The organism is Siminovitchia jepli, assembly GCF_047228825.1.
GTDB lineage: Bacteria > Bacillota > Bacilli > Bacillales > Bacillaceae_C > Siminovitchia.
This window is the reverse complement of the sequence record NZ_JBFEGN010000048.1, coordinates 1-22,799: the sequence shown is the minus strand read 5'-3', so window position 1 is coordinate 22,799 and position 22,799 is coordinate 1. Positions and strand designations below refer to the sequence as shown.

Below are 22,799 nucleotides of genomic sequence, written 5' to 3'. Positions count from 1 at the left end.
CTCCAAAGGATGATGGATATGAAATTTGATCCAAAAAATGCACATTTTTTGCATAAAACCTTTCATTTGAAAGATACTATTTTCAATCACATATGGAAATGAATTGAAAAATTGTTTTGTGGGAACCTATGTAAAACCGCATTTACTCATTTAAGTGATTCCGGAAAATCATCTGATGAAAGAGAGGCAACCATGATGAAGGCAACAGGTATTGTTCGTCGTATTGATGATTTGGGAAGAGTAGTCATACCGAAAGAAATACGCAGAACACTGCGTATCAGGGAAGGTGATCCCCTGGAAATATTTGTGGATCGCGAAGGTGAAGTGATTTTAAAAAAATATTCACCGATTAACGAATTGGGCGATTTTGCAAAAGAATACGGGGAAGCTTTATTTGACAGCCTGGGAAGCCCCGTCCTCATTTGTGACAGGGATGCAGTCATTGCTGTCGCCGGCGGGCCGAAAAAAGAATATATGAATAAAAATAATAGTGATATGATTGAAGAGGCCATGGCAAACCGCTCGGCCAAACTGGAAACGAATCCGGGCCCCATTTCATTTGTCGAGGGCTATGAAGAAGAGCTTGCCTCTTATACGATCGCCCCTATTATAGCGGGCGGCGACCCGATTGGTGCTGTCGTCATTTTTTCAAAAGACAAAGTGATTGGGGAAATTGAACAAAAATCAGCCGAAACGGCGGCCAGCTTTTTGGCCCGGCAAATGGAATCGTGATTTTATTTATTTGGATGTATCGGGCTTGGCGAATGCCAAGCCCTTTCCTTATGGGTAACAAGCTATAAGTTATTTTAGATTTAACATGTTGAACAAAGGCATCTGTTGTCTGGCTCCGACGGACAGGACGTCCTATTGCCGCCGGCGCCACAAGACGTGGCGGCCTAAGGCGCCAGCGCCTGGCCCCTCGAGGTCATAAGTCCAAACACTGCCTCCTGCGCGTTTCGCCTTATTTGCCCGTGCCGAGCAAGGCGCTTGCGCTTTTCTTTATGTTATAATAAACGGAGATTTTTGTAGAAAGGCGAAGGAGATGCCGGAAGAAACGAAATCATTTATGAAAGGCGCTTTTATACTGGCGGCGGCCGCGCTGTTTATTAAAGTTTTGAGTGCCGTGTACCGCGTACCTTTTCAAAATATCGTGGGTGACACGGGTTTTTATATTTATCAGCAAGTATATCCGTTTTACGGCATTGCTTATGTGCTTGCTTCCACCGGTTTTCCGGTCGTTATCTCAAGGGTAGTAGCTGCGAAAGATCATCAAAATGAAAAGAGTGTCAAAAGTAAACTTCAAGCTGCATTCATCGTTTTGCTGTTTGTGGGGCTCGGCTTGTTCTCATTTTTTTTCTTCGGAGGAGACTTCATTGCCCGCCGGATGGGCGATCCTTTTCTTGGACCGGTTATCAGGGTAATCGCTTTTCCCTTTCTCCTGCTTCCCTTTCTGTCTGTGTGGCGGGGAGTATTCCAGGGAAATGGCAATATGCTGCCGACGGCTTTAAGCCAAGTGACAGAGCAAGTTATCCGGATTGGGGCCATTTTACTCCTATCCTTTCTTCTGGTAAAAAAGGGGCATTCCCTTTATGAAGTTGGCCGCGGTGCATGGGCCGGCGCTGTTGCCGGAAGTGTCGCAGGCACTGTATTGCTCGCTGTATTTGCAGGCAGAAACAAAAAAATCTACATGGGTGCAAGCAGCCTTTCCTTTCACGATCTTGTTGCGGCGGGAAAATGGGTGCTTGTGCACGGTACGGCGATTTGCTTTAGCGGGCTTTTGCTCATTTTATTTCAACTCGTTGATTCGTTGACTGTTTTTTCACTTTTGGTCCATTCCGGTCTAGAGAGCGGAGATGCAAAAGTGTTAAAAGGCATTTTTGACCGCGGCCAGCCGCTTATACAACTTGGAACGACTGTCGCTGGGTCGATATCGTTAGCGCTTGTTCCCGCCATGACCGCCGCCTGGTCACAAGGAAATAGGGAACTTCTCCAACACAAGACAGATTCAGCCGTAAAGCTGAGTGCGGTGGCAGGAGCCGGAGCGGCAATCGGGTTGATGAACATTATAGTGCCGACCAACACGATGCTTTTTAAAAATCAGGATGGATCACTGGAACTTGCTTTTCTTGCCGCCTCCATTTTCCTTGCTTCCATGGTCATTACTTTTTCGGGAATTTTTCAAGGCATGGGAGCGGCGCTCATCCCGGCAAAATATTTATTCGTCGGGATTGCGTGCAAATATGCATTAAACATGGGGCTTGTATCACAATATGGAACACTTGGCGCTGCTGTGGCGACCAATGTGGGGATTGGCTTCATATTCTTTTTGCTGTTAAAAGAGTTGAAAAAACGGATTTCCGTACATGCGGTCTTGTTAAGAGCGCTGCCCCGATTGCTGATTGCCTGCACCGCCATGACCGCTGTGCTCCAGGCATGGTTGTTTCTTTTTCATTTTGCGGGGCTTGAAGGGAGATTTTGGAGCGCTGTATCGGCACTTGCCGGAGTGGCCATCGGGGGACTGGCCTATATGGCGGTTTTGGTGTACTGCAACCTGTTTGACCGTGAGGAATTAAAACATGTTCCGCTCTATATGAAGATTTGGGGCAAAGCAGAAAGAAGGAGAAGGAAATGAGCGAAATACTGATCATTGGATTGGGGGCGGGCGGGCTTGACCAGCTCCCGCTTGGCGTATACAAAAAGCTGAAAGAAACGGACCGGCTTTTCGCGAGAACGAAGGAACATCCCGTTGTTGCCGAATTGGAAGCGGAAGGGATTGTTTTTCAAGCTTTTGATGATATATATGAAAAACATGACACGTTTGAGGCGGTATATGCGCAAATCACGGAAAAGCTGCTGGGGGAAGCCCGGAAAGAAGGCCTTGTGTACGCCGTGCCGGGGCATCCGCTTGTGGCCGAACAGACCGTTCAAATGCTGCTTCAGAGCGGTCCGCAGCAGGGGATTCAAATAACGACCGGAGGCGGGCAAAGCTTTTTGGACAGCCTTTTTTCCGCTGTTCAAATCGACCCGGTGGAAGGGTTCCAATTGCTTGATGCGACGATGCTTCGCCGGGATGAGATTCAAATCAGCCACCATGTCATCATCGCCCAGGTGTACGATTCGTTCGTTGCTTCCGACGTTAAATTGACGCTGATGGAAAAATATCCTGATGATCATGAAGTGACGATGGTCACGGCGGCCGGCGGCAGCCGGGAAAAGATCAAAAAGATTCCCCTTTTTGAATTGGACAGGGAGGCAGCCCTTGACAACTTGACGAGTCTTTATGTTCCTCCGATCACATCACGGGAAGAAACATTCAAAGAATTCTCTTCTTTAAGGGAGATTATTGCCGAGCTCCGGGGACCAAACGGCTGTCCTTGGGACAAAAAGCAGACAAACCGGTCTCTAAAAAAATATTTGATTGAAGAAGCTTATGAACTGCTCGATGCCATCGACCGCGATGATATCGATGACATGATCGAAGAACTGGGCGACGTGCTGCTCCAAGTGATGCTGCATGCCCAAATAGGTGAAGATGACGGAATGTTTTCCATCGAGGATGTCATTGAAAGTATTTGCAAAAAAATGATCCGCCGCCATCCCCATGTGTTCGGAAATGTCCACGCAGAAACGGCGGAAGATGTTGTCGCCAACTGGGACGATATAAAAGCTGCCGAAAAAAACGGCCGGGATGAAGCGTCTTCCTTGCTCGATAAAACGGAAAAGGGATTTCCTGCTTTGCTTCGCGCTTATAAATATCAAAAACTGGCGGCAAAAGCCGGTTTTGACTGGGAATTCGCCGAAGATGCATTAAAAAAAGTAAAGGAAGAGTTGCAGGAATTTGAGGAAGAGTTGGCGAAAGAAAACAAAGACGCCCAGCTTGATGAAATGGGAGATGTGCTTTTTGCGGTTGTCAATGCGGCAAGGCTGGCCGGCATCCATCCGGAAGAAGCACTCCAGTACGCCAACGAAAAGTTTTACCGCCGGTTTTCCTATGTAGAGTCCAAAGTAAAAGAGAGCGGGCGCCCATATGATGATTTTACACTCGAACAGTTTGACCGCTTTTGGAATGAAGCAAAAAAACAAGGCAGGTGAACGATATGACAGAGATGCGTCTGGATAAATTTCTTAAAGTTTCCCGACTCATAAAAAGGCGGCCGCTGGCGAAAGAAATGGCCGATAAAGGACGGATCCACATCAATGGCCAGCAGGCAAAAGCAAGCTCAAGCGTAAAGGCGGGTGATAAGCTTATCATTCGTTTCGGCCAAAAGCTTGTAACCGTCAAAGTGGAAGAGTTGAAGGATTCGACGAAAAAAGAAGATGCCGCCGGCATGTATACATTGATAAAAGAAGAGCGGCTGGAAGATTCGTAACCTGAAAAGCAGCAGGAAGGCTTGTTCTATTTCGTCCCTCCGATACATACATTTATCATAAACGGCATGAAAAAGAGGGGATTATAGATGAGCCAATATTATGAATCAACGCAAACCGGAACGAAGCAGGCACCAGATCATGATTTGATTATGCGCGGCCGCAGATTGATTGATATAACGGGTGTCAAACAAGTCGAAAGCTTTGACAATGAGGAGTTTTTGCTGGAAACCGTCATGGGATTTCTGGCCATTCGGGGCCAAAACCTGCAAATGAAAAATCTTGATGTTGGGAAAGGAATCGTATCCATTAAGGGCAAAGTTTATGACATCGTATATCTTGATGATCATGACGGAGGAAAAGCTAAAGGGTTCTTTGGCAAGTTATTCAAATGAGTTTATCCGTCCAATTCCAAACATTGCTTGCCATGATTGCCATGGGAAGCTTATTTGGAGCTATGCTTGATACGTATCAGCGCTTTTTAAAACGCGGAAACCGCAAACGATGGATCGTGTTTATCAACGATCTGCTCTTTTGGTTCATTCAAGGTGTCCTTATTTTTTACGTCCTTTTTTTGGTTAATTCCGGAGAACTGAGGTTTTACTTATTCCTCGCCCTTTTGCTCGGGTTTTCCGCTTACCAGGCTTTGTTCAGGCAAGGGTATGTCCGTTTGTTGGAATGGATCATTCGCATTGTCAAAGAAACCATTAAAATCATAAAAAAACTCATCCATCTCCTCATCTATCAACCGGTCATGGGACTGTTTTTACTGATCAAATCGATCATGATCTATCTATTTACTGTTGGATTGGCGCTTGTAAAAATCGTCTGGAAAGTGTTAAAATGGTTGGTAATGATTGTCTTTTGGCCAATATTATGGATTGCAAAAACCATTATTCCAAAAAAAGTGCAAAAGTTTGTCGTGAAAATGGGAAACTCTCTGGAAGGGTTTTATAAAAACGCGAAGAATAAAATGAGTAAAGTCATGCAATTTTTCGGTAGAAAGAGATAGGAGGCGACAGGATGGGGATCAAGCAAAGGCAGGGTATTACTTCTCTTGAAAACAGTTATACAAAACAACAGGAGGTTGCGGTCCGTGCGGCAGCCAGAAGAAAAAAGCTAACGTTTCGGCGTCTTACCGCATTCTTTGTCACGGCCATCGCAGTCAGCGCCTTATTGATTTCTACGCTGGTATCACGGGAAGCCAGTTTAAAGGCAAAAAAAATGGAAAAGGTACAAATGGAAGAAAAATTGGCCAAGCTGGAAAAAGAGCAGCTCATGCTTGAAAATGAAATTGTCAAATTGAATGATGACGAATATATTGCCAAGCTCGCCAGAAGCGAGTACTTTCTTTCCGACAAAGGTGAAATCATCTTTAATATTCCGAATTCCGAAAAGAAAGAAAAGGAGAAAAAGAGCTCATATTGACACTTTTTTTTGCAGTTAGCTATAATATAAAGTAAGCTTTATTTTTTTTATACACTTTAAGGAGGAAAAATTTTTTTATGTCGATCGAAGTAGGCAGCAAGTTACGAGGTAAGGTAACAGGCATTACTCATTTTGGGGCTTTTGTGGAGTTGCCCGAAGGCTCAACAGGACTTGTCCATATAAGTGAAGTAGCCGATAATTATGTGAAGGACATTAATGAGCACTTAAAAGTCGGTGATGAAGTACTTGTCAAGGTCTTAAATGTTGAGAAGGATGGTAAGATTGGACTGTCTATCCGCAAAGCGAAGGACCAGCCCCAGTCACAATCTCACTCCGGTCAGCGTCCACGTCAAGGCAGGACGAACGATTTTCGTTCCAAAGAAAGCTTTGAACAAAAAATGAACCGCTTCTTGAAAGAAAGTGAAGATCGTTTATCATCGTTAAAACGCCATACTGAGTCAAAGCGGGGCGGCCGCGGCTCAAGGCGGGGCTAACTTGCTGTCACTTTTTATATAGCAGGTACGTTTAAAACGGGAGAATCTTTTTGATCCTCCCGTTTTTTTATTGTTCAAATAAGCCTGAATTTTCCCTTCCCAACTCATTTCGACTCCGCTTTATCCCACTCGGCAAAGGTTGTCCTCCTTCGTGTTCTTTATCAGCAAAGGTACAACATATTTTGGCGGAACAAGTAACCGTCTTATTGGAATTTGATGGGAAAACCAGCCGCAATCCCCTGCTGCAAGCAGACCGAAGGGCACTTTTAGTACGACATCTATTTGTATCTGAAAGAGTCGAACGATTCTGTCTTTGTTGCCCATAAAAATGACAAACTTTTAAATCTCCCCACTTTATAATGGGCATCAATATTTGGAAACGGAGGAGATGAAAATGGGTAAGGGAGACCACACGCTGATCGGAATCGTTGGAAATATGGAATTGGAGAAAACGGACTTTTATCTTTTTAAGGGTCTAAGAAATGTTCGGAAAAAGTTGGAGTGCGTTTTTTTGGATAAAGGGATTGCTATGGTGCTTGTCGGGTTTTTGCTTGGACGAGCCCTGATTTTTTCGCAGCTCAGCCCGTTTGCTCTCCCATTTTTCGCCTGTGCATATATGCTAAGAAGGCGAAAATCACCGCTTGTCCTGTTGGGATTGATGGCCGGAGCTCTGACGATATCCATCAGCAATGTGATCTTTATTTTTACAGCGAGCATTTTATTTTTAATGTCGTTCAGGATAATGGAAAAAATCCACGAAGTGCCAATAAAGGTTATTCCTTATTATGTGTTCTTTATTTCCTTCCTGGTAAAATGTTCGTTTACATATGTACAGAACGGGAAAATCGTGGAAAATTACGATCTCATGATGGCTTGTGTGGAAGCAGGATTAGCCTTTGTGCTCGTTTTTATTTTCATGCAGGGCCTTCCATTTTTAACAACGCTCAAAAAGACGAAGGCTTTAAAAACGGAAGAAGTGATCAGCCTGATCATTATGCTTGCTTCTGTCATGACTGGAACGATTGGCTGGACGATTTATGACCTGTCGATTGAACATATTATGTCGCGTTACCTTGTCGTCGTTTTTGCCTTTACCGCCGGGGCAGCGGTAGGATCGACCGTGGGTGTTGTAACAGGGTTGATTTTCAGCCTGGCGGACATGTCCAGCTTTTATCAAATGAGCTTGCTTGCTTTTGCCGGTTTGCTCGGCGGCCTTTTAAAGGAAGGGAAACGGGCGGGAACCGCGATCGGCCTTCTTATTGCCACATTGCTTATGGGAATGTACGGGAACCAGGGAGGTTCATTAAGTACCGCAATGTATGAGTCGTGCATCGCTGTATTGCTCTTATTTTTAACCCCTTTAACCTTAACGGAACGATTGGCGCGCCATATTCCCGGTACGACGGAACATGCGCACGATCAACAACAATATGCCCGAAAGGTAAGAGATATCACCGTTCGCAGGGTGGAACAATTTTCCTCGGTTTTCAAAGCGCTGTCCACCAGTTTTTCCCAACCCGAGAAATGGATGGATCCGGAAAAGGAACAGCAGGAGTATGACTTGTTTTTAAGTAAGGTTACAGAAAAGACATGCCAAACGTGTCATAAAAAATCCCTTTGCTGGGGAGCACAGTTTGATAAAACATATGAATTAATGAAACAAGTTATGCATGAAATGGACGAAAAGTCCGGCTTTATCCCCGCTAAAGTGTATCTGCCACTGGAAAAGCATTGCAGCAAGGCAGGAAAAGTCCGGGATGTCATTCATCAGGAATTGGTATTTTATCAGGCAAACAAGAGGCTGAAAAAGCAGGTGCAGGAAAGCCGGAAACTTGTGGCCGAACAGCTGTTGGGTGTTTCCGAGGTGATGGTTGATTTTGCGAAAGAGATGAAACGCGAGCAAAACAACCACCATCAGCAGGAGGAGCTTCTCCTGGAATCGCTTCAAGATTTCGGGATCGATATTGAACAAGTCGAAATATATAGCCTGGAACCGGGTGGGATTGATATTGATCTCATGATTCCTGGCTGGTATGGAAATGGGGAGGCGGAAAAAATCATTGCCCCGCTTTTGTCGGATATTTTTAACGAAACGATTATTGTGAAACATGGGGAGCCGGCCGAAATCCCGCAAGGTTTTCATTATATAACGCTCCGTTCGGCAAAAGCCTATGCGGTTGAAACCGGAGTAGCCCATGCGGCGAAGGGAGGCGGATTTTTGTCAGGAGACAGCTACTCAACGATTGAGCTTGGTGCGGGGAAATTTGCCCTCGCCATCAGCGACGGAATGGGAAATGGGGAGAGAGCTCACCAGGAAAGCAATGAAACATTGAAATTACTTCAAAAAATATTGCAGTCGGGAATCGAGGAAAAAGTGGCGATCAAATCGATCAACTCCGTCCTTTCTTTAAGAACGGATGACGAAATGTTTTCCACCCTTGATTTGGCCATGATTGATTTGCAGACGATAGAGGCAAAGTTTATTAAAGTGGGATCCGCTCCGAGTTTTATTAAAAGGGGGAATAAAATTAAAAAAATTGAGGCAGGGAACTTGCCGATTGGCATTTTGGACGACTTTGATGTGGATATTGTAAGTGAACAGCTAAAACCGGGCGATTTGCTCGTCATGATGAGTGATGGCGTTTTTGAAGGGCCTCGACATATCGAAAATTATGAATTATGGATGAAAAGGAAATTAAGAGAAATGGAAACAGATGATCCGCAAGCGATTGCAGATCTCATTATGGAAGAGGTGATCAGGACCCGTTCCGGTGCCATCCCGGATGATATGACGATTATCACTGCAAAAATAAAGCATAATACGCCAAAATGGGCAGCCATCCCGATCAGGAAAACAACAAGGAAGGTTTCCGGTGCCGGCTAGTATAAAAACTCCCATTTCCGGCGAGGCTGATAGAAGTTATCACGTATCAAGAAACGGAAGTGGAGGGAATCATTGTGAAAACAGGCACTTTAAAACAAATGCTGCTAATCACGGATGGATGTTCCAATAAAGGCGAGGATCCGGTCGCCATGGCTGCCCTGGCCCAGGAGCATGGGATTACGGTCAATGTCATCGGTGTGCTTGAAAATGATTCGATCGATGAAAAAGGGAGCATGGAAATTGAAGGCATTGCCAGAGCCGGAGGCGGCATCAGCCAAATCGTGTATTCGGAAAACCTGTCGGAAACAGTTCAAATGGTAACGCGAAAAGCGATGACACAAACATTACAGGGGGTTGTCAATCGGGAATTGCGCCAAATACTGAGCAAAGATGCTTCCCTGGAAGAGCTCCCCCCAGAGCAAAGGGGGGAAGTGATGGATGTGGTCGACGAGCTTGGCGAAACAGCGGAACTGCAAGTCGCCGTCCTGATCGACACAAGTGCAAGCATGAAGTTCAAATTGCCAACCGTGAAGGAAGCGCTGCTTGATCTGTCATTAAGCTTGAATGCCCGTACAGGAAATAATCAATTTTCTGTCTATATATTTCCCGGGAAACGGGCTGATGCAGATCAATTGGTGGATTGGACACCAAAGCTGGATGCGCTGACGGGTGTATTTCCCAAATTAACAGCAGGCGGCATTACACCTACAGGACCTGCCATCCGGGAAGCGATCGGCATGTTCAAGAAAAAACGATCTTTAAGGGGGCTGTTCGCCGGAGATGATGACGAACAAATCCTGGACGAATCTATGTAATGTACGCTCCGGTACGACCGTTGCCGGAAAGTGGCATCACAATCAATATGTCATTAAAAAGAAACTTGGGAGCGGTGCCAACGGAATCGTTTATCTCGCTGAAGGAAAACAAGGCTATACGGCATTAAAAATGAGCGGTGACAGCATGTCGATCATATCCGAGGTCAATGTGTTAAAAGCATTTGAAAAGGTCCAAGGCTCCGTCCTTGGGCCTTCTCTGTTGGATGTCGATGATTGGGATCGGGGACGTGGTCAAACCATTCCTTTTTACGTGATGGAATACATTCACGGCCCTAATTTGCTTTCTTTTATACGGGAAAAGGGCAGTTCCTGGTCAGGCGTCATGATCATCCAACTGCTGCATCATTTAGGGGAAATGCACCGGCTTGGATGGATTTTTTGTGACTTAAAGCCCGAAAATTTAATCGTAGCCGCCAACCCTTCAAGAATCCGCTGTATCGATGTTGGAGGCACGACAAAGCAAGGCCGGGCTGTAAAAGAATTCACCGAGTTTTTTGACAGGGGCTATTGGGGTCTCGGTTCAAGAAAAGCAGAGCCGTCCTATGATATTTTTGCAGCCGCCATGGTGATGATTAACTTATTTTATCCAAACCGTTTCCCGAAAAATGGCGACGGTTTAAGCCAATTGAAAGCAAAAATTCAAGAAGTGCCGGAGTTGTTCCACTATCGGGACATATTGGAAAAAGCATTAACGGGACAATATGTGACAGCCGAACAAATGAGGAAAGAAATGTTGGCCAAAATGAGCCGGACCGCCATAAAAAGCAGCAACGCCAAACAAAAACGCAGAAAAAAACGGGGCTCTCTTGCGGAAACGGCAGCGGTTATTTTTGTCACTTCTTTTCTCTACGGATTGTACATATATTTATTTTTATTATAGAGGATGTTTCTTACCCAATTTTAGCTAAAAATGTTAAACTAATTGATGAGGAACTATTTTTTTGAATATGGATAAGGGAATAGGTTTATATGTTGGAATTTGAGAAAAAAACGCTCGCCTTTATTGAAAAGCACGGATTGTTAATACGCGGCGACAAGGTTTGTGCCGCTGTTTCGGGCGGTCCCGATTCGATGGCGCTGCTCGATTTTTTGGCAAAAAGAATGAACAAGTTCGACATTGAACTGGCAGCCGCCCATGTGGACCATATGCTTCGCGGCAAACAGTCCAAAATGGATCTGGAGTATGTCCGCTCATATTGTGAACAGAACAATATTCCTTTTTTTTCCGCCTCCATCGATATTAAACAAAAGATGAAACAAGACAAAAAAGGTGTGCAGGAGACGGCAAGGGAATACCGTTACCTTTTTTTTGCAGATGTCATGAAACAAATGAATGCAACGAAGCTGGCTGTGGGGCAGCATGCGGATGATCAAATGGAAACGATTTTGATGCGGTTGACGCGCGGAAGCAGCGGAAAAGCACGTGCGGGGATTCAGACTGCCAGATCTTTTTCAATAGGGACACTTATTCGCCCTCTCCTTGGTGTAACAAAAGAACAGATCGAAGAGTATTGTGCCTTTTATCAGTTAAAACCGCGGAGGGATCCGAGCAATGAACACCGCGATTATACAAGAAACCGTTTTCGGCTGGAGATCCTTCCTGTTTTGAAGAAGGAAAACGAACAAGTGCATGAACATTTCCAGCGCTTTAGCGAGGACATTCTTCAAGATGAAGCGTTTTTGGAGGAGATGGCAAAGCGGGAAACAGAAAAACTGATCGAAAAAGAAAAGGATGAAATTCGGGTCAGTATTCCTGCTTTTTTAAAAATGCCTTTGCCTTTACAAAGAAGGGGTATTCATCTAATATTAAGCTATCTTTACAAGAAAAATATCGGCCTGATTACAACCCGCCATTTGTCTTCAATAGATCAATTAATCAAAGGGGTTCATCCATCCGGAAAGCTGAATCTCCCCCTCGGATTGCATGTGATCCGGTCTTACGAAACATGCCGGTTTCGGTTTGGCGATGAGGAAAGGCCGTTGGAATATTACGGTCATCTTCATGTCGGGGACAAGGTTGCCATCCCGAACCAATTCACCATTCACCTGGATAAAGCCGGCAATCAGCCCATTCAGGAAAAGGATGACTTTATCATTCTGGATCCGGCTTCCATCCAGCTTCCGCTCACGGTAAGGACACGGGTTCCCGGTGATCGAATGAGATTGAAAGGCATGAATGGAAGCAAGAAAATCAAAGATATTTTTATTGATGAAAAGATCCCCTTGGCAAAACGGGACTCATGGCCGATTGTCACGGATGCTGCAGGCCGCATTTTATGGGTCCCCGGAGTAAAAAAATCTTGCTATGATCTCTCTCCTCAAAAGAACGAATCCTATTATATATGCATTGCAAAACAGCCTGGGAGGCAGCAAAGCCAATGAGAAACGATATTGAGAAAATATTGATTACCGAAGAGGAAATCGAGGCGAAAATCAAAGAAATTGCCGGTCTACTGACAAAAGAGTATGATGGCCGTTTTCCATTGGCCGTCGGCGTTTTAAAAGGGGCCATGCCCTTTATGGCCGATCTTTTAAAAAGAGTGGATACATATTTGGAAATGGACTTTATGGACGTGTCCAGCTATGGCAGGTCGACCACTTCCTCCGGGGAAGTAAAAATCTTGAAAGACCTGAACACGCCAGTTGCAGGCAGGGATATTTTAATTATTGAAGATATTATTGATAGTGGCGTGACATTGAGCTATCTTGTGGAACTATTCAGGTACAGAAAGGCAAATTCGATCAAAATTGTTACATTATTGGATAAGCCGTCGGGCCGCAAAGCGGACATTGAAGCAGATTACGTCGGTTTCGTTGTTCCAAATGCGTTTGTCGTCGGCTATGGGCTCGATTATGCTGAAAAGTATCGGAACCTTCCTTATATAGGGGTATTGAAAAGAGAGGTATATGGCAATAATGTTAAAGAATAAATAAGGAAAAAAATTTGGCAAGCCAATGTGGTTGTAAAGTCTGAAATGCCTATGATACTATTGAATATAGTTTTTTACCGCGGGAGGAGGCTAGGGATGAACCGGATCTTTAGAAATACGATTTTTTATTTACTCATCTTTCTCGTTCTCATCGGCATTGTAAGCTGGTTCAACAATACCAATGAGACGACAAAAAATATATCGTATAACGAATTTGTCAATCACTTAGAAAATGGGGATATAGATAAGTTTTCCATCCAGCCTGAAAGAGGCGTTTATGAAATCATCGGCCATTTAAAGGGCGCTGAGGAGGGCAAACAGTTCACGACGTATGTAATGAACAGCCCGGCCATGCTCGATCGTATTGATGCGGCAGCAGCCAATGTCGAAGTATTGCCTGCAAAAGAAACGAGCGGCTGGGTCTCATTCTTTACGACGATTATTCCATTTATTATCATCTTTATTTTATTCTTCTTCCTTCTGAATCAAGCACAAGGCGGAGGAAGCCGTGTCATGAATTTCGGAAAAAGTAAAGCGAGGCTTTACACGGAAGAAAAGAAAAAGGTCCGCTTTAAGGACGTGGCGGGAGCCGATGAAGAGAAGCAGGAGCTTGTGGAGGTCGTTGATTTCCTGAAAGACCCCCGCAAGTTCTCGGAGCTGGGGGCACGCATTCCGAAGGGGATTTTGCTTGTAGGTCCGCCGGGAACGGGTAAAACGCTCCTTGCAAGGGCAGTGGCCGGAGAAGCGGGGGTACCTTTTTTCTCGATCAGCGGATCCGACTTTGTTGAAATGTTTGTCGGGGTCGGTGCCTCCCGTGTACGTGATTTGTTTGAAAATGCCAAGAAAAACGCACCTTGCATGATTTTTATCGACGAGATTGACGCTGTTGGACGTCAGCGCGGTGCCGGACTTGGCGGCGGACATGATGAACGGGAGCAGACGCTCAACCAATTGCTGGTAGAAATGGATGGTTTCGGTGCGAATGAAGGCATTATCATCATTGCCGCGACGAATCGTCCGGACATTCTCGATCCGGCTTTACTCCGGCCAGGCCGTTTTGACCGGCAAATTACAGTTGATCGCCCGGATGTGAATGGAAGGGAAGCTGTACTGAGAGTCCATGCCCGAAATAAGCCATTGGATGCTTCGGTTGACCTAAAAGCTATCGCCATGCGGACACCCGGATTTTCAGGTGCCGACTTGGAAAACCTGTTGAATGAAGCGGCACTTATAGCCGCCCGGCGCAATAAAAAGAAAATAGATATGTCAGACGTTGATGAAGCGACGGACCGCGTTATAGCCGGTCCTGCAAAAAAGAGCAGGGTGATTTCGGAAAAAGAACGAAATATTGTCGCGTATCACGAAGGCGGCCATACGGTTATCGGCCTTGTTCTGGATGAGGCGGATATGGTTCATAAGGTGACAATCGTACCGCGGGGCCAAGCTGGCGGATATGCTGTCATGCTTCCGAAAGAAGACCGCTATTTTATGACAAAGCCCGAGCTTTTGGATAAAATCACGGGCTTGCTTGGTGGCCGTGTGGCAGAGGAAGTTGTCTTTGGAGAAGTTTCGACAGGAGCCCATAATGACTTCCAGCGTGCGACGGGCATTGCCCGCCGGATGGTTACCGAATTTGGGATGAGCGAAAAGCTCGGGCCCCTTCAATTCGGCCAGCCGCAAGGCCAGGTTTTCCTTGGTCGTGATTTGCATAACGAACAAAATTACTCTGATGAAATCGCCTATGAAATTGATAAAGAAATTCAAAGAATCATTAAAGAATGCTACGAGCGGGCAAAAACCATTCTTACCGAGCATCGTGACAAGCTTGAGTTAATCGCCCAAACGCTGTTGAAAGTGGAAACACTTGATGCAGAACAAATCAGAAGCCTGTTCGACACCGGCAAATTGCCTGAACGCAACAAGCAGTCAGAGGAACAGGAAGGCGATGAACCGAAAGTGACGATTCAGCCAAAGGACGATCAAACAGATCCATTGGCCATCGATGAACAACGGCCGGACGATCCGATCGTTCCGCCCGACAATCCGGATGATCCACCATCCCGCGAAGATAAATCCTGATGAAAAAGGCACCGATTGATTCGGTGTCTTTTCTATATCCGCAATTAGACCCTGCACAAGGATAACCTGTCGAAAAAGCAGTTTTTCCGAAAATTTTTTTGGCTTCCTAATCTACATCCAAATCACAATTATGGTATGATGTGTGAGAAAAAAGTCTGTCAAAAAAGTGGTGAGAATATTGATTTTTGTCCTGGATGTGGGAAATACGAATACCGTGCTCGGTGTTTATGACGATGACCATTTAAAATATCATTGGCGCATTGAAACAAGCCGCCATAAAACAGAAGACGAGGTTGGTATGGTGATCAAGTCTTTATTTGAACATGTCGGCCTTCGCTTTGAACATATTAACGGCATTATTATTTCGTCCGTCGTGCCGCCGCTCATGTTTACGCTGGAAAAAATGTGTGAAAAGTATTTTAATGTCAGACCGTTGATTGTCGGGCCGGGAATTAAAACTGGCCTGAACATTAAATACGAAAACCCCCGGGAGGTCGGGGCGGACCGCATCGTCAATGCCGTCGCCGGGATTCACGTATACGGAAGTCCGCTTGTGATTGTGGATTTTGGGACAGCCACGACCTTTTGCTATATCAATGAAAAAGCTGAATATACGGGCGGGGTGATTGCCCCCGGCATCGGAATTTCGACTGAAGCCCTGTATTCAAAAGCTGCAAAGCTTCCCAGGATCGAGATTACGCACGTTGATGAAGTGATTGGCAAAAACACTGTTGCAGCGATGCAGGCAGGGATTCTTTTTGGTTTTGTCGGACAAGTAGAGGGTATCGTTAAGCGGATTATTGAGAAAAGTAAAAAGAGGCCAACTGTCATTGCCACCGGCGGATTGGCCAATTTAATTGCTTCAGAAACGAAAATGATTGATGTCATTGACCATGATTTAACTTTAAAAGGTTTACATCTTATTTATAAAAAAAACTTATCGGATTGAAAAGGAGGGCTTTTCATGAATGATTACGTCGTGAAAGCCTTGGCTTATGAGGGGCAAGTAAGGGCCTATGCCGCCGCGAGCACCGAAACAGTCAACGAGGCCCAATCCCGCCATCACACTTGGCCAACCGCGTCGGCGGCGCTCGGGCGGGCCATGACCGCCGGGGCTATGATGGGAACCATGTTAAAAGGGGAAGAGAAGCTGACAATCAAGGTTGAAGGCGACGGCCCGTTAGGGGCCATCATCGTTGACGCTGATGCAAAAGGCCATGTGAGGGGCTATGTGTCCAACCCGCAAACCCATTTTGATTTAAATGAGCTTGGCAAATTGGATGTCCGGCGTGCTGTCGGAACAAAGGGGACACTGACGGTTGTAAAGGATGTCGGGCTGCGGGATCATTTTTCCGGCCAGGTGCCGCTCGTTTCCGGGGAGCTGGGCGAGGATTTTACGTATTATTTTGCCACATCGGAACAGACCCCATCCTCTGTTGGAGTGGGTGTTCTTGTCAATCCGGACAATTCCATTTTGGCCGCCGGCGGATTTATTATACAGCTGATGCCCGGTACTGATGAAGAAATTATCTCGCAACTTGAGGAGCGGCTGCAAAAAACGCCTCCTGTTTCCAAACTTATTCAGCAGGGACTGACTCCGGAGGAGCTGCTTTTTCGCTTAATCGGCAAAGAACATGTCAAAATCCTGGAAAAACTGCCGGTCGAATTTCGATGCACTTGTTCAAAAGAACGGTTTGCCCGGGCGATTGTCAGCCTGGGCCAAGAGGAGATTGAAGATATGATCGAAGAAGACGGCAAAGCGGATACGCAATGCCATTTTTGTAACGCAGAATACCATTTTACAAAAGCCGATTTGGAAGAAATTTTAAAAGAGGCAACCAAATAAAAAAACTTCTTTAAAAATAGGTGAAAAGGCGCATGTCATGATTGACACGGGGAGATCAACGTGATAAGTTTTAATAAACCAATAAAATTACTCGGAATTAGAGGTGGAGAGAAATGGCGCAAATAGCGAACTCGATTACGGAACTGATTGGAAACACCCCGATCGTCAAGCTCAATCGAATTGTTGACGAAGACAGCGCAGAAGTTTACTTAAAATTGGAATATATGAACCCGGGAAGCAGCGTGAAAGACCGGATTGCTTTGGCGATGATTGAGGCCGCCGAAGAACAGGGTAAATTAAAAGAAGGCGACACGCTCATTGAACCGACAAGCGGTAATACAGGTATTGGCTTGGCGATGGTGGCGGCCGCCAAAGGGTATAAGGCAATTCTCGTCATGCCGGATACGATGAGTTTGGAAAGGCGCAACTTGCTGCGTGCTTACGGTGCCGAACTCGTATTGACACCGGGAGCGGAAGGCATGAACGGTGCAATAAAAAAAGCGAACGAACTGGCAAAAGAACATGGCTACTTTTTGCCGCAACAATTTGAAAATGAAGCAAACCCGAAGGTACACAAAGAAACAACCGGAAAAGAAATCGTCAGGCAAATGGGCGACCAATTGGACGCGTTCATTTCCGGAATTGGAACAGGCGGAACGATTACGGGAGCCGGAGAAGTATTAAAAGAAAAATACCCTGATATTCAAATTTACGCTGTTGAACCGAAGGATTCACCGGTTTTATCAGGCGGAAAACCCGGCCCGCACAAAATCCAGGGGATCGGCGCCGGTTTTGTCCCATCTATCCTTAATACGGAAATATATGATGATGTCATTCAAGTGACGACTGAGGAAGCGTTTGAACATGCAAGGAGAGCGGCGAGAGAGGAAGGAATCCTCGGGGGCATTTCATCGGGAGCAGCTATTTCAGCGGCTTTGTCAGTGGCGAAAAAGCTTGGAAAAGGCAGGAAAGTGTTGGCCATCATTCCAAGTAATGGGGAGCGCTATTTGAGTACGGCTCTATACCAATTTGATGATGAATGATCCATCAGGAAGCGATTAACGAGGCAAGTCCAAACGGGCTTGTCTTTTATTTTTCATTTTACCGATAAAGCGGTAAACTAATACAAGACTTTGATGCTGAGGATGTGATGACTCTATGAAATGCGGCCCATACGTGTTGGATTTTACGAAAAAAACATTCATCATGGGGATTTTAAATGTAACGCCGGATTCTTTCTCGGATGGCGGCCGCTATGCTGATAGGGAATCGGCTGTGGAACAGGCAAAAAAAATGGTCAGATACGGGGCTGATATCATTGACATTGGTGGGGAATCAACCCGGCCCGGACATGAACCGGTTTCCGCCAAGGAAGAAATCGGACGGATAGTGCCTGTCATCACGGCAGTGGCAAAACACATATCTGCTCCCATATCGATTGACACATACAAAGCGGAGACGGCCCGTGAGGCTGTTCGGGCGGGCGCCCATATCATCAATGACATATGGGGAGCCAAAAAGGACCCGGAAATCGCTACGGTCGCTGCGGAATACAACGTGCCGATCATATTAATGCACAACCGCGATAACCGGAATTATAAGCATTTCATAAGGGATGTTTTAACGGATATATATGAAAGCATTGCAATTGCCAAAAAAGCGGGAGTCCCTGATAACAACATTATTCTTGATCCGGGGATCGGGTTTGCAAAGGATTTTCGTGAAAACATCGAAATGATGAGAAACCTGGACAAGCTTGTTGGCCTCGGCTTCCCCGTTCTGCTTGGAACTTCGCGCAAGCGCATGATCGGAACGGTTTTGGACCTGCCTGTCGATGAACGTATGGAAGGAACGGGCGCTACGGTTTGTTACGGCATTCAGAAAGGGTGCCATATCATGCGTGTCCATGATGTAAAAGAGATGAGCCGGATGGCCGCCATGATGGATGCACTCGTCGGAAAGGGAGAGTGGAATGGATAAAATCTTCATGAACGAAATGGAGTTTTACGGATACCACGGTGTTTTTCCGGAGGAAACCAAACTTGGACAGCGGTTTCGGGTCAGCGCAGTGATTGAAGCGGATTTGCAGCCTGCCGGATGCTCGGATGATTTGAAAGCTACAGTAAATTACGCAGAAGTGTATGAATTATGTAAAGAGATCGTGGAAGGCAGACCATACCAATTAATCGAAGCCGTTGCAGAGCGGATTGCCGGTGCGATACTGGACAGTTTCGGAATGGTGCAAAGCACGACCATCAAGGTCATCAAGCCAGGTCCGCCAATACCGGGGATTTACGAATCGGTCGCTGTAGAAATCACAAGGAGGCGCCATGAATAACATTGCATTTTTATCATTGGGCTCCAATATCGGCGACAGGGAACGAGCGCTTTTGGATGCTGTAAAGGAATTAGAAAAGACAACAGGCATTCATGTTAAAAAAATTTCCTCCATCTATGAAACCGATCCGGTCGGCTATACAGACCAAGCACCGTTTTTAAACATGGCGGTAAAAATAGCAACGTCTCTTTCACCGGAGGAACTGTTATCCAAGTGTCTTTCCATAGAGGAAAAACTGGGACGGGTTCGGGAATTCAGATGGGGCCCCAGAAAAATCGACCTTGACATTTTATTATATAATACCGAAAATATTGAAATGGAGGTTTTGCAAATCCCTCATCCTCGAATGACGGAAAGAGCGTTTGTCCTAATTCCGTTGTTGGAGATTGACGGAAAACTGACACTTCCAAACAAACATGTTTCTTTGGCCACACAATTGAACGAAATACCTGATAAAGAAGGTGTTCGCTTATGGAAACGGATAAATGGGGAAGGCGCATCCGGGCTTTTCGAAAATTAAAAGGCTACACGCAGGAAGGCCTTGCGAAAAATATTGGTGTTTCTGTTTCGGTTTTGGGAGAAATTGAAAGAGGCAGCCGTTTGCCTACGAATCATATGCTTGTCCAAATTTCCGAATTGCTGAACATATCTGTTGAGGAACTAAAGCCCCCGGATGAATTGGACAATGAATAATAAAGAAAGGAGGACGCAATCCTATTAAAGATCGGAAATATTGAAATGAAAAATCCTGTCGTACTGGCGCCAATGGCCGGGGTTTGCAATCGGCTTTCCGCCTGACAGTGAAAGAATTTGGAGCCGGACTTGTTTGCGCCGAAATGATCAGCGACAAAGGGATTGTGGATAAAAATGAAAAAACAATGAATATGCTCGATATTGATGAAAGAGAAAAGCCGCTTTCACTGCAAATTTTGGCGGTGAAAAAGAGATGCTTGTGGAAGCGGCCAAATTCGTCGAATGCGGATATTATCGGCATCAATATGGGCTGCCCTGTCAAAAAAATTATACGCTGTGAAGCCGGGGCCAGATGGCTTTTGGATCCGAACAAAATTTATGATATGGTTGCTGCTGTCGTGGATCCCGTAAAAATGCGGATCGGCCGGGATGACAGGCATATTTTTGCCGTGGAAAATGCCCAAGCAGTCGAGCGGGCCGGCGGCGCCGGTCCATGCACGGGCGGACACGCGTTCAAATGTATGAAGGTGATGCGAATTGGGATATTATACGGGAAGTAAAGAAGTCCATTAACATACCTTTGATCGGCAACGGCGATGTAAAAACACCGCAAGATGCCAAGAGAATGTTGGAGGAGACCGGTGTGGACGGCGTCATGATTGGCCGTGCAGCTTTAGGCAATCCGTGGATGATATACCGGACCGTCATGTATTTGGAAACGGGTGAACTCATGGGGGAAACAACGGTTAAAGAAAAGATTGAAGTATGCAAACTCCATCTTGGCCGCCTGATTGCATTAAAAGGGGAAAAAATCGCGGTGCGTGAAATGCGCAAACATGCCGCTTGGTATTTAAAGGGCATCCGCGGTAGCGGAAGAATCAGAAATGGCAGTAAACGAATGCAATAAAAGAGAAGAGCTTGTCCGCTTGCTTGATACACTTGTGGACGAAGTGGAAGGCAGAGAGAAAAAAGCGGGATAGAAAATTGACCTTATTTTACTGCCAGCTGCTGGCAGTTTTTTCAATAGAGGATGTTCCCGTCATTAAATTTATGTACAATGAGGGTATTATGGAGAATGGAGTGGAAAAAATGAGCCATGAAGAGTTGAATGACCAAATTCAAGTCCGGCGCGATAAAATGGCGGCCTTGCGGGAAAGCGGGATCGATCCGTTCGGTAAACGGTTTGAACGCACCGGGCTTACTGACGGAATTAAAGAGTTGTACGGGGAAAAAACAAAGGAAGAACTGGACGAGCTTGCCAAAACCGTGACGATTGCCGGCCGCATCATGACGAAACGCGGCAAAGGGAAAGCAGGTTTTGCACATATTCAGGATCTTGCAGGTCAAATCCAAATTTATGTGAGAAAAGATGCGGTAGGAGAAGCGGAGTACGATCTATTTTTATCAGCCGATCTTGGTGATATTGTAGGGGTGACTGGCACAGTTTTTAAAACAAAAGTTGGCGAGTTGTCAATTAAAGCACAGCAATTTACCTTGCTTACAAAGGCGCTCCGCCCGCTTCCGGAAAAATTCCACGGCCTGAAAGACGTCGAGCAGCGGTACCGCCAGCGTTACCTGGATTTAATCACCAATGCCGAAAGCAAGGAAACGTTTATTACCAGAAGCAAGATCATACAGGCCATGCGGCGCTATTTGGACGGCCAAGGGTTCTTGGAAGTGGAGACGCCCATGCTGCATGCCATAGCGGGAGGAGCGGCTGCGCGTCCTTTTATAACGCATCACAACGCACTGGATATGCCTTTTTACTTAAGGATTGCCATTGAACTTCACTTAAAACGTCTTATTGTGGGGGGGATGGAAAAAGTATATGAAATTGGCCGGGTATTCCGCAATGAAGGTGTTTCCACTAGGCATAATCCGGAGTTCACGATGATGGAATTGTACGAAGCATATGCCGATTTTCATGACATTATGGAGCTTACCGAAAACATGATTGCTTATATTGCCAAGGAAGTTTTAGGGACAACCTCCATCAAATATGGTGATCACGAAGTGAATCTTGAACCGAAATGGCGCCGGCTCCATATGGTTGATGCGGTCAAGGAATATACCGGCGTTGATTTTTGGCGTGAAATAACGGATGAGGAAGCCATCCAGCTTGCAAAAGAGCATGGAGTGGAAATTACAGATCATATGACTTATGGGCATATCGTCAATGAATTTTTCGAGCAGCTGGTTGAAGACAAATTGATCCAGCCGACTTTTATATACGGACATCCGGTAGAAATTTCCCCGCTTGCCAAGAAAAACGAGGAAGATCCGAGGTTTACAGACCGCTTCGAATTGTTTATCGTTGGCCGGGAGCATGCCAATGCATTTACCGAGTTGAACGACCCGATTGATCAACGGCAGCGGTTTGAAGCGCAGCTTCAGGAACGTGAGCTTGGAAATGATGAAGCACATGAAATGGATGAGGACTTCCTAGAAGCGCTTGAATACGGAATGCCGCCAACTGGCGGACTTGGAATCGGCATCGACAGGCTTGTCATGCTGCTAACAGATTCCCCTTCCATTAGAGAGGTCTTGCTCTTCCCGCTAATGAGACATAAAGATTGATGTATGAGAACCCTGCCGTTGGCAAGGGTTCTTTCCTATATGATGTTTGTGCAAAAAAAGTTAAAAAAACCTATTGCCAATCTGAAAAAAAGGTGTTATATTTAGAATCGTTGTCTGAACAAGATGGTCGGCGACGAAAAAAATTAAAAAAGTTGTTGACATCATCTTACCAGATTGATATAATATAAAAGTCGCCCAAAAGGGAGACGCCGAGTTTGCTCTTTGAAAACTGAACGAAACGAAACGTCGATAATCATTAATTTGTCAGCTTGAATATGAGCTAAGCAAACTTTTACATGAGAGTTTGATCCTGGCTCAGGACGAAC

At 45.6% G+C, this 22,799-nt stretch carries 22 protein-coding genes and 1 pseudogene; all 23 read left to right on the top strand.

Going from position 1 to position 22,799, the window contains the following annotated elements; genetic code table 11:
* Positions 1–195 precede the first annotated feature (195 nt).
* The 23 genes and pseudogenes from spoVT (at position 196) to lysS (ending at position 22,473) form a co-directional block, all read left to right on the top strand.
* Positions 196–732 (top strand): stage V sporulation protein T, encoded by a 537-nt coding sequence (gene spoVT, locus AB1L08_RS14770; protein WP_413065433.1) that lies wholly within the window; start codon positions 196–198, stop codon positions 730–732.
* 310 nt (positions 733–1,042) lie between these two features.
* Positions 1,043–2,632 carry a putative polysaccharide biosynthesis protein gene (locus tag AB1L08_RS14765; RefSeq protein WP_413065432.1) on the top strand — a complete coding sequence of 530 codons (1,590 nt, stop codon included), beginning with the start codon at positions 1,043–1,045 and terminating at the stop codon, positions 2,630–2,632.
* The gene (gene yabN, locus AB1L08_RS14760; protein ID WP_413065431.1) at positions 2,629–4,092 is read left to right on the top strand and encodes a bifunctional methyltransferase/pyrophosphohydrolase YabN; all 1,464 of its coding nucleotides are present in this window, start codon (positions 2,629–2,631) and stop codon (positions 4,090–4,092) included. The genes AB1L08_RS14765 and yabN overlap by 4 nt, the downstream gene beginning before the upstream one ends.
* Positions 4,093–4,106: 14 nt before the next feature.
* Positions 4,107–4,370: an RNA-binding S4 domain-containing protein gene (locus AB1L08_RS14755; RefSeq protein WP_413065442.1), complete on the top strand. Its 264-nt coding sequence runs from the start codon at positions 4,107–4,109 to the stop codon at positions 4,368–4,370.
* Between the two features lie 87 nt (positions 4,371–4,457).
* The gene (gene yabP, locus AB1L08_RS14750; protein WP_413065430.1) at positions 4,458–4,763 is read left to right on the top strand and encodes a sporulation protein YabP; all 306 of its coding nucleotides are present in this window, start codon (positions 4,458–4,460) and stop codon (positions 4,761–4,763) included.
* Positions 4,760–5,380, top strand: a complete 621-nt coding sequence (gene yabQ, locus AB1L08_RS14745; RefSeq protein ID WP_413065429.1) for a spore cortex biosynthesis protein YabQ — start codon at positions 4,760–4,762, stop codon at positions 5,378–5,380. The genes yabP and yabQ overlap by 4 nt, the downstream gene beginning before the upstream one ends.
* A gap of 11 nt (positions 5,381–5,391) precedes the next feature.
* Positions 5,392–5,796 carry an FtsB family cell division protein gene (locus tag AB1L08_RS14740; protein ID WP_413065428.1) on the top strand — a complete coding sequence of 135 codons (405 nt, stop codon included), beginning with the start codon at positions 5,392–5,394 and terminating at the stop codon, positions 5,794–5,796.
* A gap of 77 nt (positions 5,797–5,873) precedes the next feature.
* A complete protein-coding gene (locus AB1L08_RS14735) occupies positions 5,874–6,290 on the top strand; it encodes a S1 domain-containing RNA-binding protein (RefSeq protein ID WP_413065427.1) in 417 nt (138 codons plus the stop codon).
* A gap of 394 nt (positions 6,291–6,684) precedes the next feature.
* A complete protein-coding gene (gene spoIIE / locus AB1L08_RS14730) occupies positions 6,685–9,174 on the top strand; it encodes a stage II sporulation protein E (RefSeq protein ID WP_413065426.1) in 2,490 nt (829 codons plus the stop codon).
* A 74-nt stretch (positions 9,175–9,248) separates the two neighbouring features.
* Positions 9,249–9,989 (top strand): vWA domain-containing protein, encoded by a 741-nt coding sequence (locus AB1L08_RS14725; protein ID WP_413065425.1) that lies wholly within the window; start codon positions 9,249–9,251, stop codon positions 9,987–9,989.
* On the top strand, positions 9,958–10,890 hold the full coding sequence (locus tag AB1L08_RS14720; RefSeq protein WP_413065441.1) for a protein kinase domain-containing protein: 933 nt from the start codon (positions 9,958–9,960) through the stop codon (positions 10,888–10,890). Before AB1L08_RS14725 ends, AB1L08_RS14720 begins: the two co-directional genes overlap by 32 nt.
* Before the next feature lie 89 nt (positions 10,891–10,979).
* A complete protein-coding gene (gene tilS / locus AB1L08_RS14715) occupies positions 10,980–12,392 on the top strand; it encodes a tRNA lysidine(34) synthetase TilS (RefSeq protein ID WP_413065424.1) in 1,413 nt (470 codons plus the stop codon).
* Positions 12,389–12,940, top strand: coding sequence for a hypoxanthine phosphoribosyltransferase (gene hpt / locus AB1L08_RS14710; RefSeq protein WP_413065423.1), 552 nt, complete (start codon positions 12,389–12,391; stop codon positions 12,938–12,940). The genes tilS and hpt overlap by 4 nt, the downstream gene beginning before the upstream one ends.
* Before the next feature lie 96 nt (positions 12,941–13,036).
* Entirely contained in the window at positions 13,037–15,019 is a 1,983-nt protein-coding gene (ftsH, locus tag AB1L08_RS14705; protein WP_413065422.1) for an ATP-dependent zinc metalloprotease FtsH, read from the top strand.
* A 178-nt stretch (positions 15,020–15,197) separates the two neighbouring features.
* Positions 15,198–15,968, top strand: a complete 771-nt coding sequence (locus AB1L08_RS14700; RefSeq protein WP_413065421.1) for a type III pantothenate kinase — start codon at positions 15,198–15,200, stop codon at positions 15,966–15,968.
* Positions 15,969–15,983: 15 nt separating this feature from the next.
* Positions 15,984–16,865 (top strand): Hsp33 family molecular chaperone HslO, encoded by an 882-nt coding sequence (gene hslO, locus AB1L08_RS14695; RefSeq protein ID WP_413065420.1) that lies wholly within the window; start codon positions 15,984–15,986, stop codon positions 16,863–16,865.
* 113 nt (positions 16,866–16,978) lie between these two features.
* Complete coding sequence (gene cysK / locus AB1L08_RS14690; protein WP_413065419.1) at positions 16,979–17,908, top strand: cysteine synthase A; 930 nt, start codon at positions 16,979–16,981, stop codon at positions 17,906–17,908.
* 115 nt (positions 17,909–18,023) lie between these two features.
* On the top strand, positions 18,024–18,845 hold the full coding sequence (gene folP / locus AB1L08_RS14685; protein ID WP_413065418.1) for a dihydropteroate synthase: 822 nt from the start codon (positions 18,024–18,026) through the stop codon (positions 18,843–18,845).
* Positions 18,838–19,203 carry a dihydroneopterin aldolase gene (gene folB / locus AB1L08_RS14680; protein WP_413065417.1) on the top strand — a complete coding sequence of 122 codons (366 nt, stop codon included), beginning with the start codon at positions 18,838–18,840 and terminating at the stop codon, positions 19,201–19,203. The genes folP and folB overlap by 8 nt, the downstream gene beginning before the upstream one ends.
* Positions 19,196–19,723 (top strand): 2-amino-4-hydroxy-6-hydroxymethyldihydropteridine diphosphokinase, encoded by a 528-nt coding sequence (gene folK / locus AB1L08_RS14675; protein WP_413065416.1) that lies wholly within the window; start codon positions 19,196–19,198, stop codon positions 19,721–19,723. The genes folB and folK overlap by 8 nt, the downstream gene beginning before the upstream one ends.
* Positions 19,675–19,896, top strand: coding sequence for a helix-turn-helix domain-containing protein (locus AB1L08_RS14670; protein WP_413065415.1), 222 nt, complete (start codon positions 19,675–19,677; stop codon positions 19,894–19,896). The genes folK and AB1L08_RS14670 overlap by 49 nt, the downstream gene beginning before the upstream one ends.
* Before the next feature lie 143 nt (positions 19,897–20,039).
* A pseudogene (locus AB1L08_RS14665) lies at positions 20,040–20,803 on the top strand (tRNA-dihydrouridine synthase).
* Between the two features lie 182 nt (positions 20,804–20,985).
* Positions 20,986–22,473, top strand: coding sequence for a lysine--tRNA ligase (gene lysS / locus AB1L08_RS14660; protein ID WP_413065440.1), 1,488 nt, complete (start codon positions 20,986–20,988; stop codon positions 22,471–22,473).
* Positions 22,474–22,799: the final 326 nt, after the last annotated feature.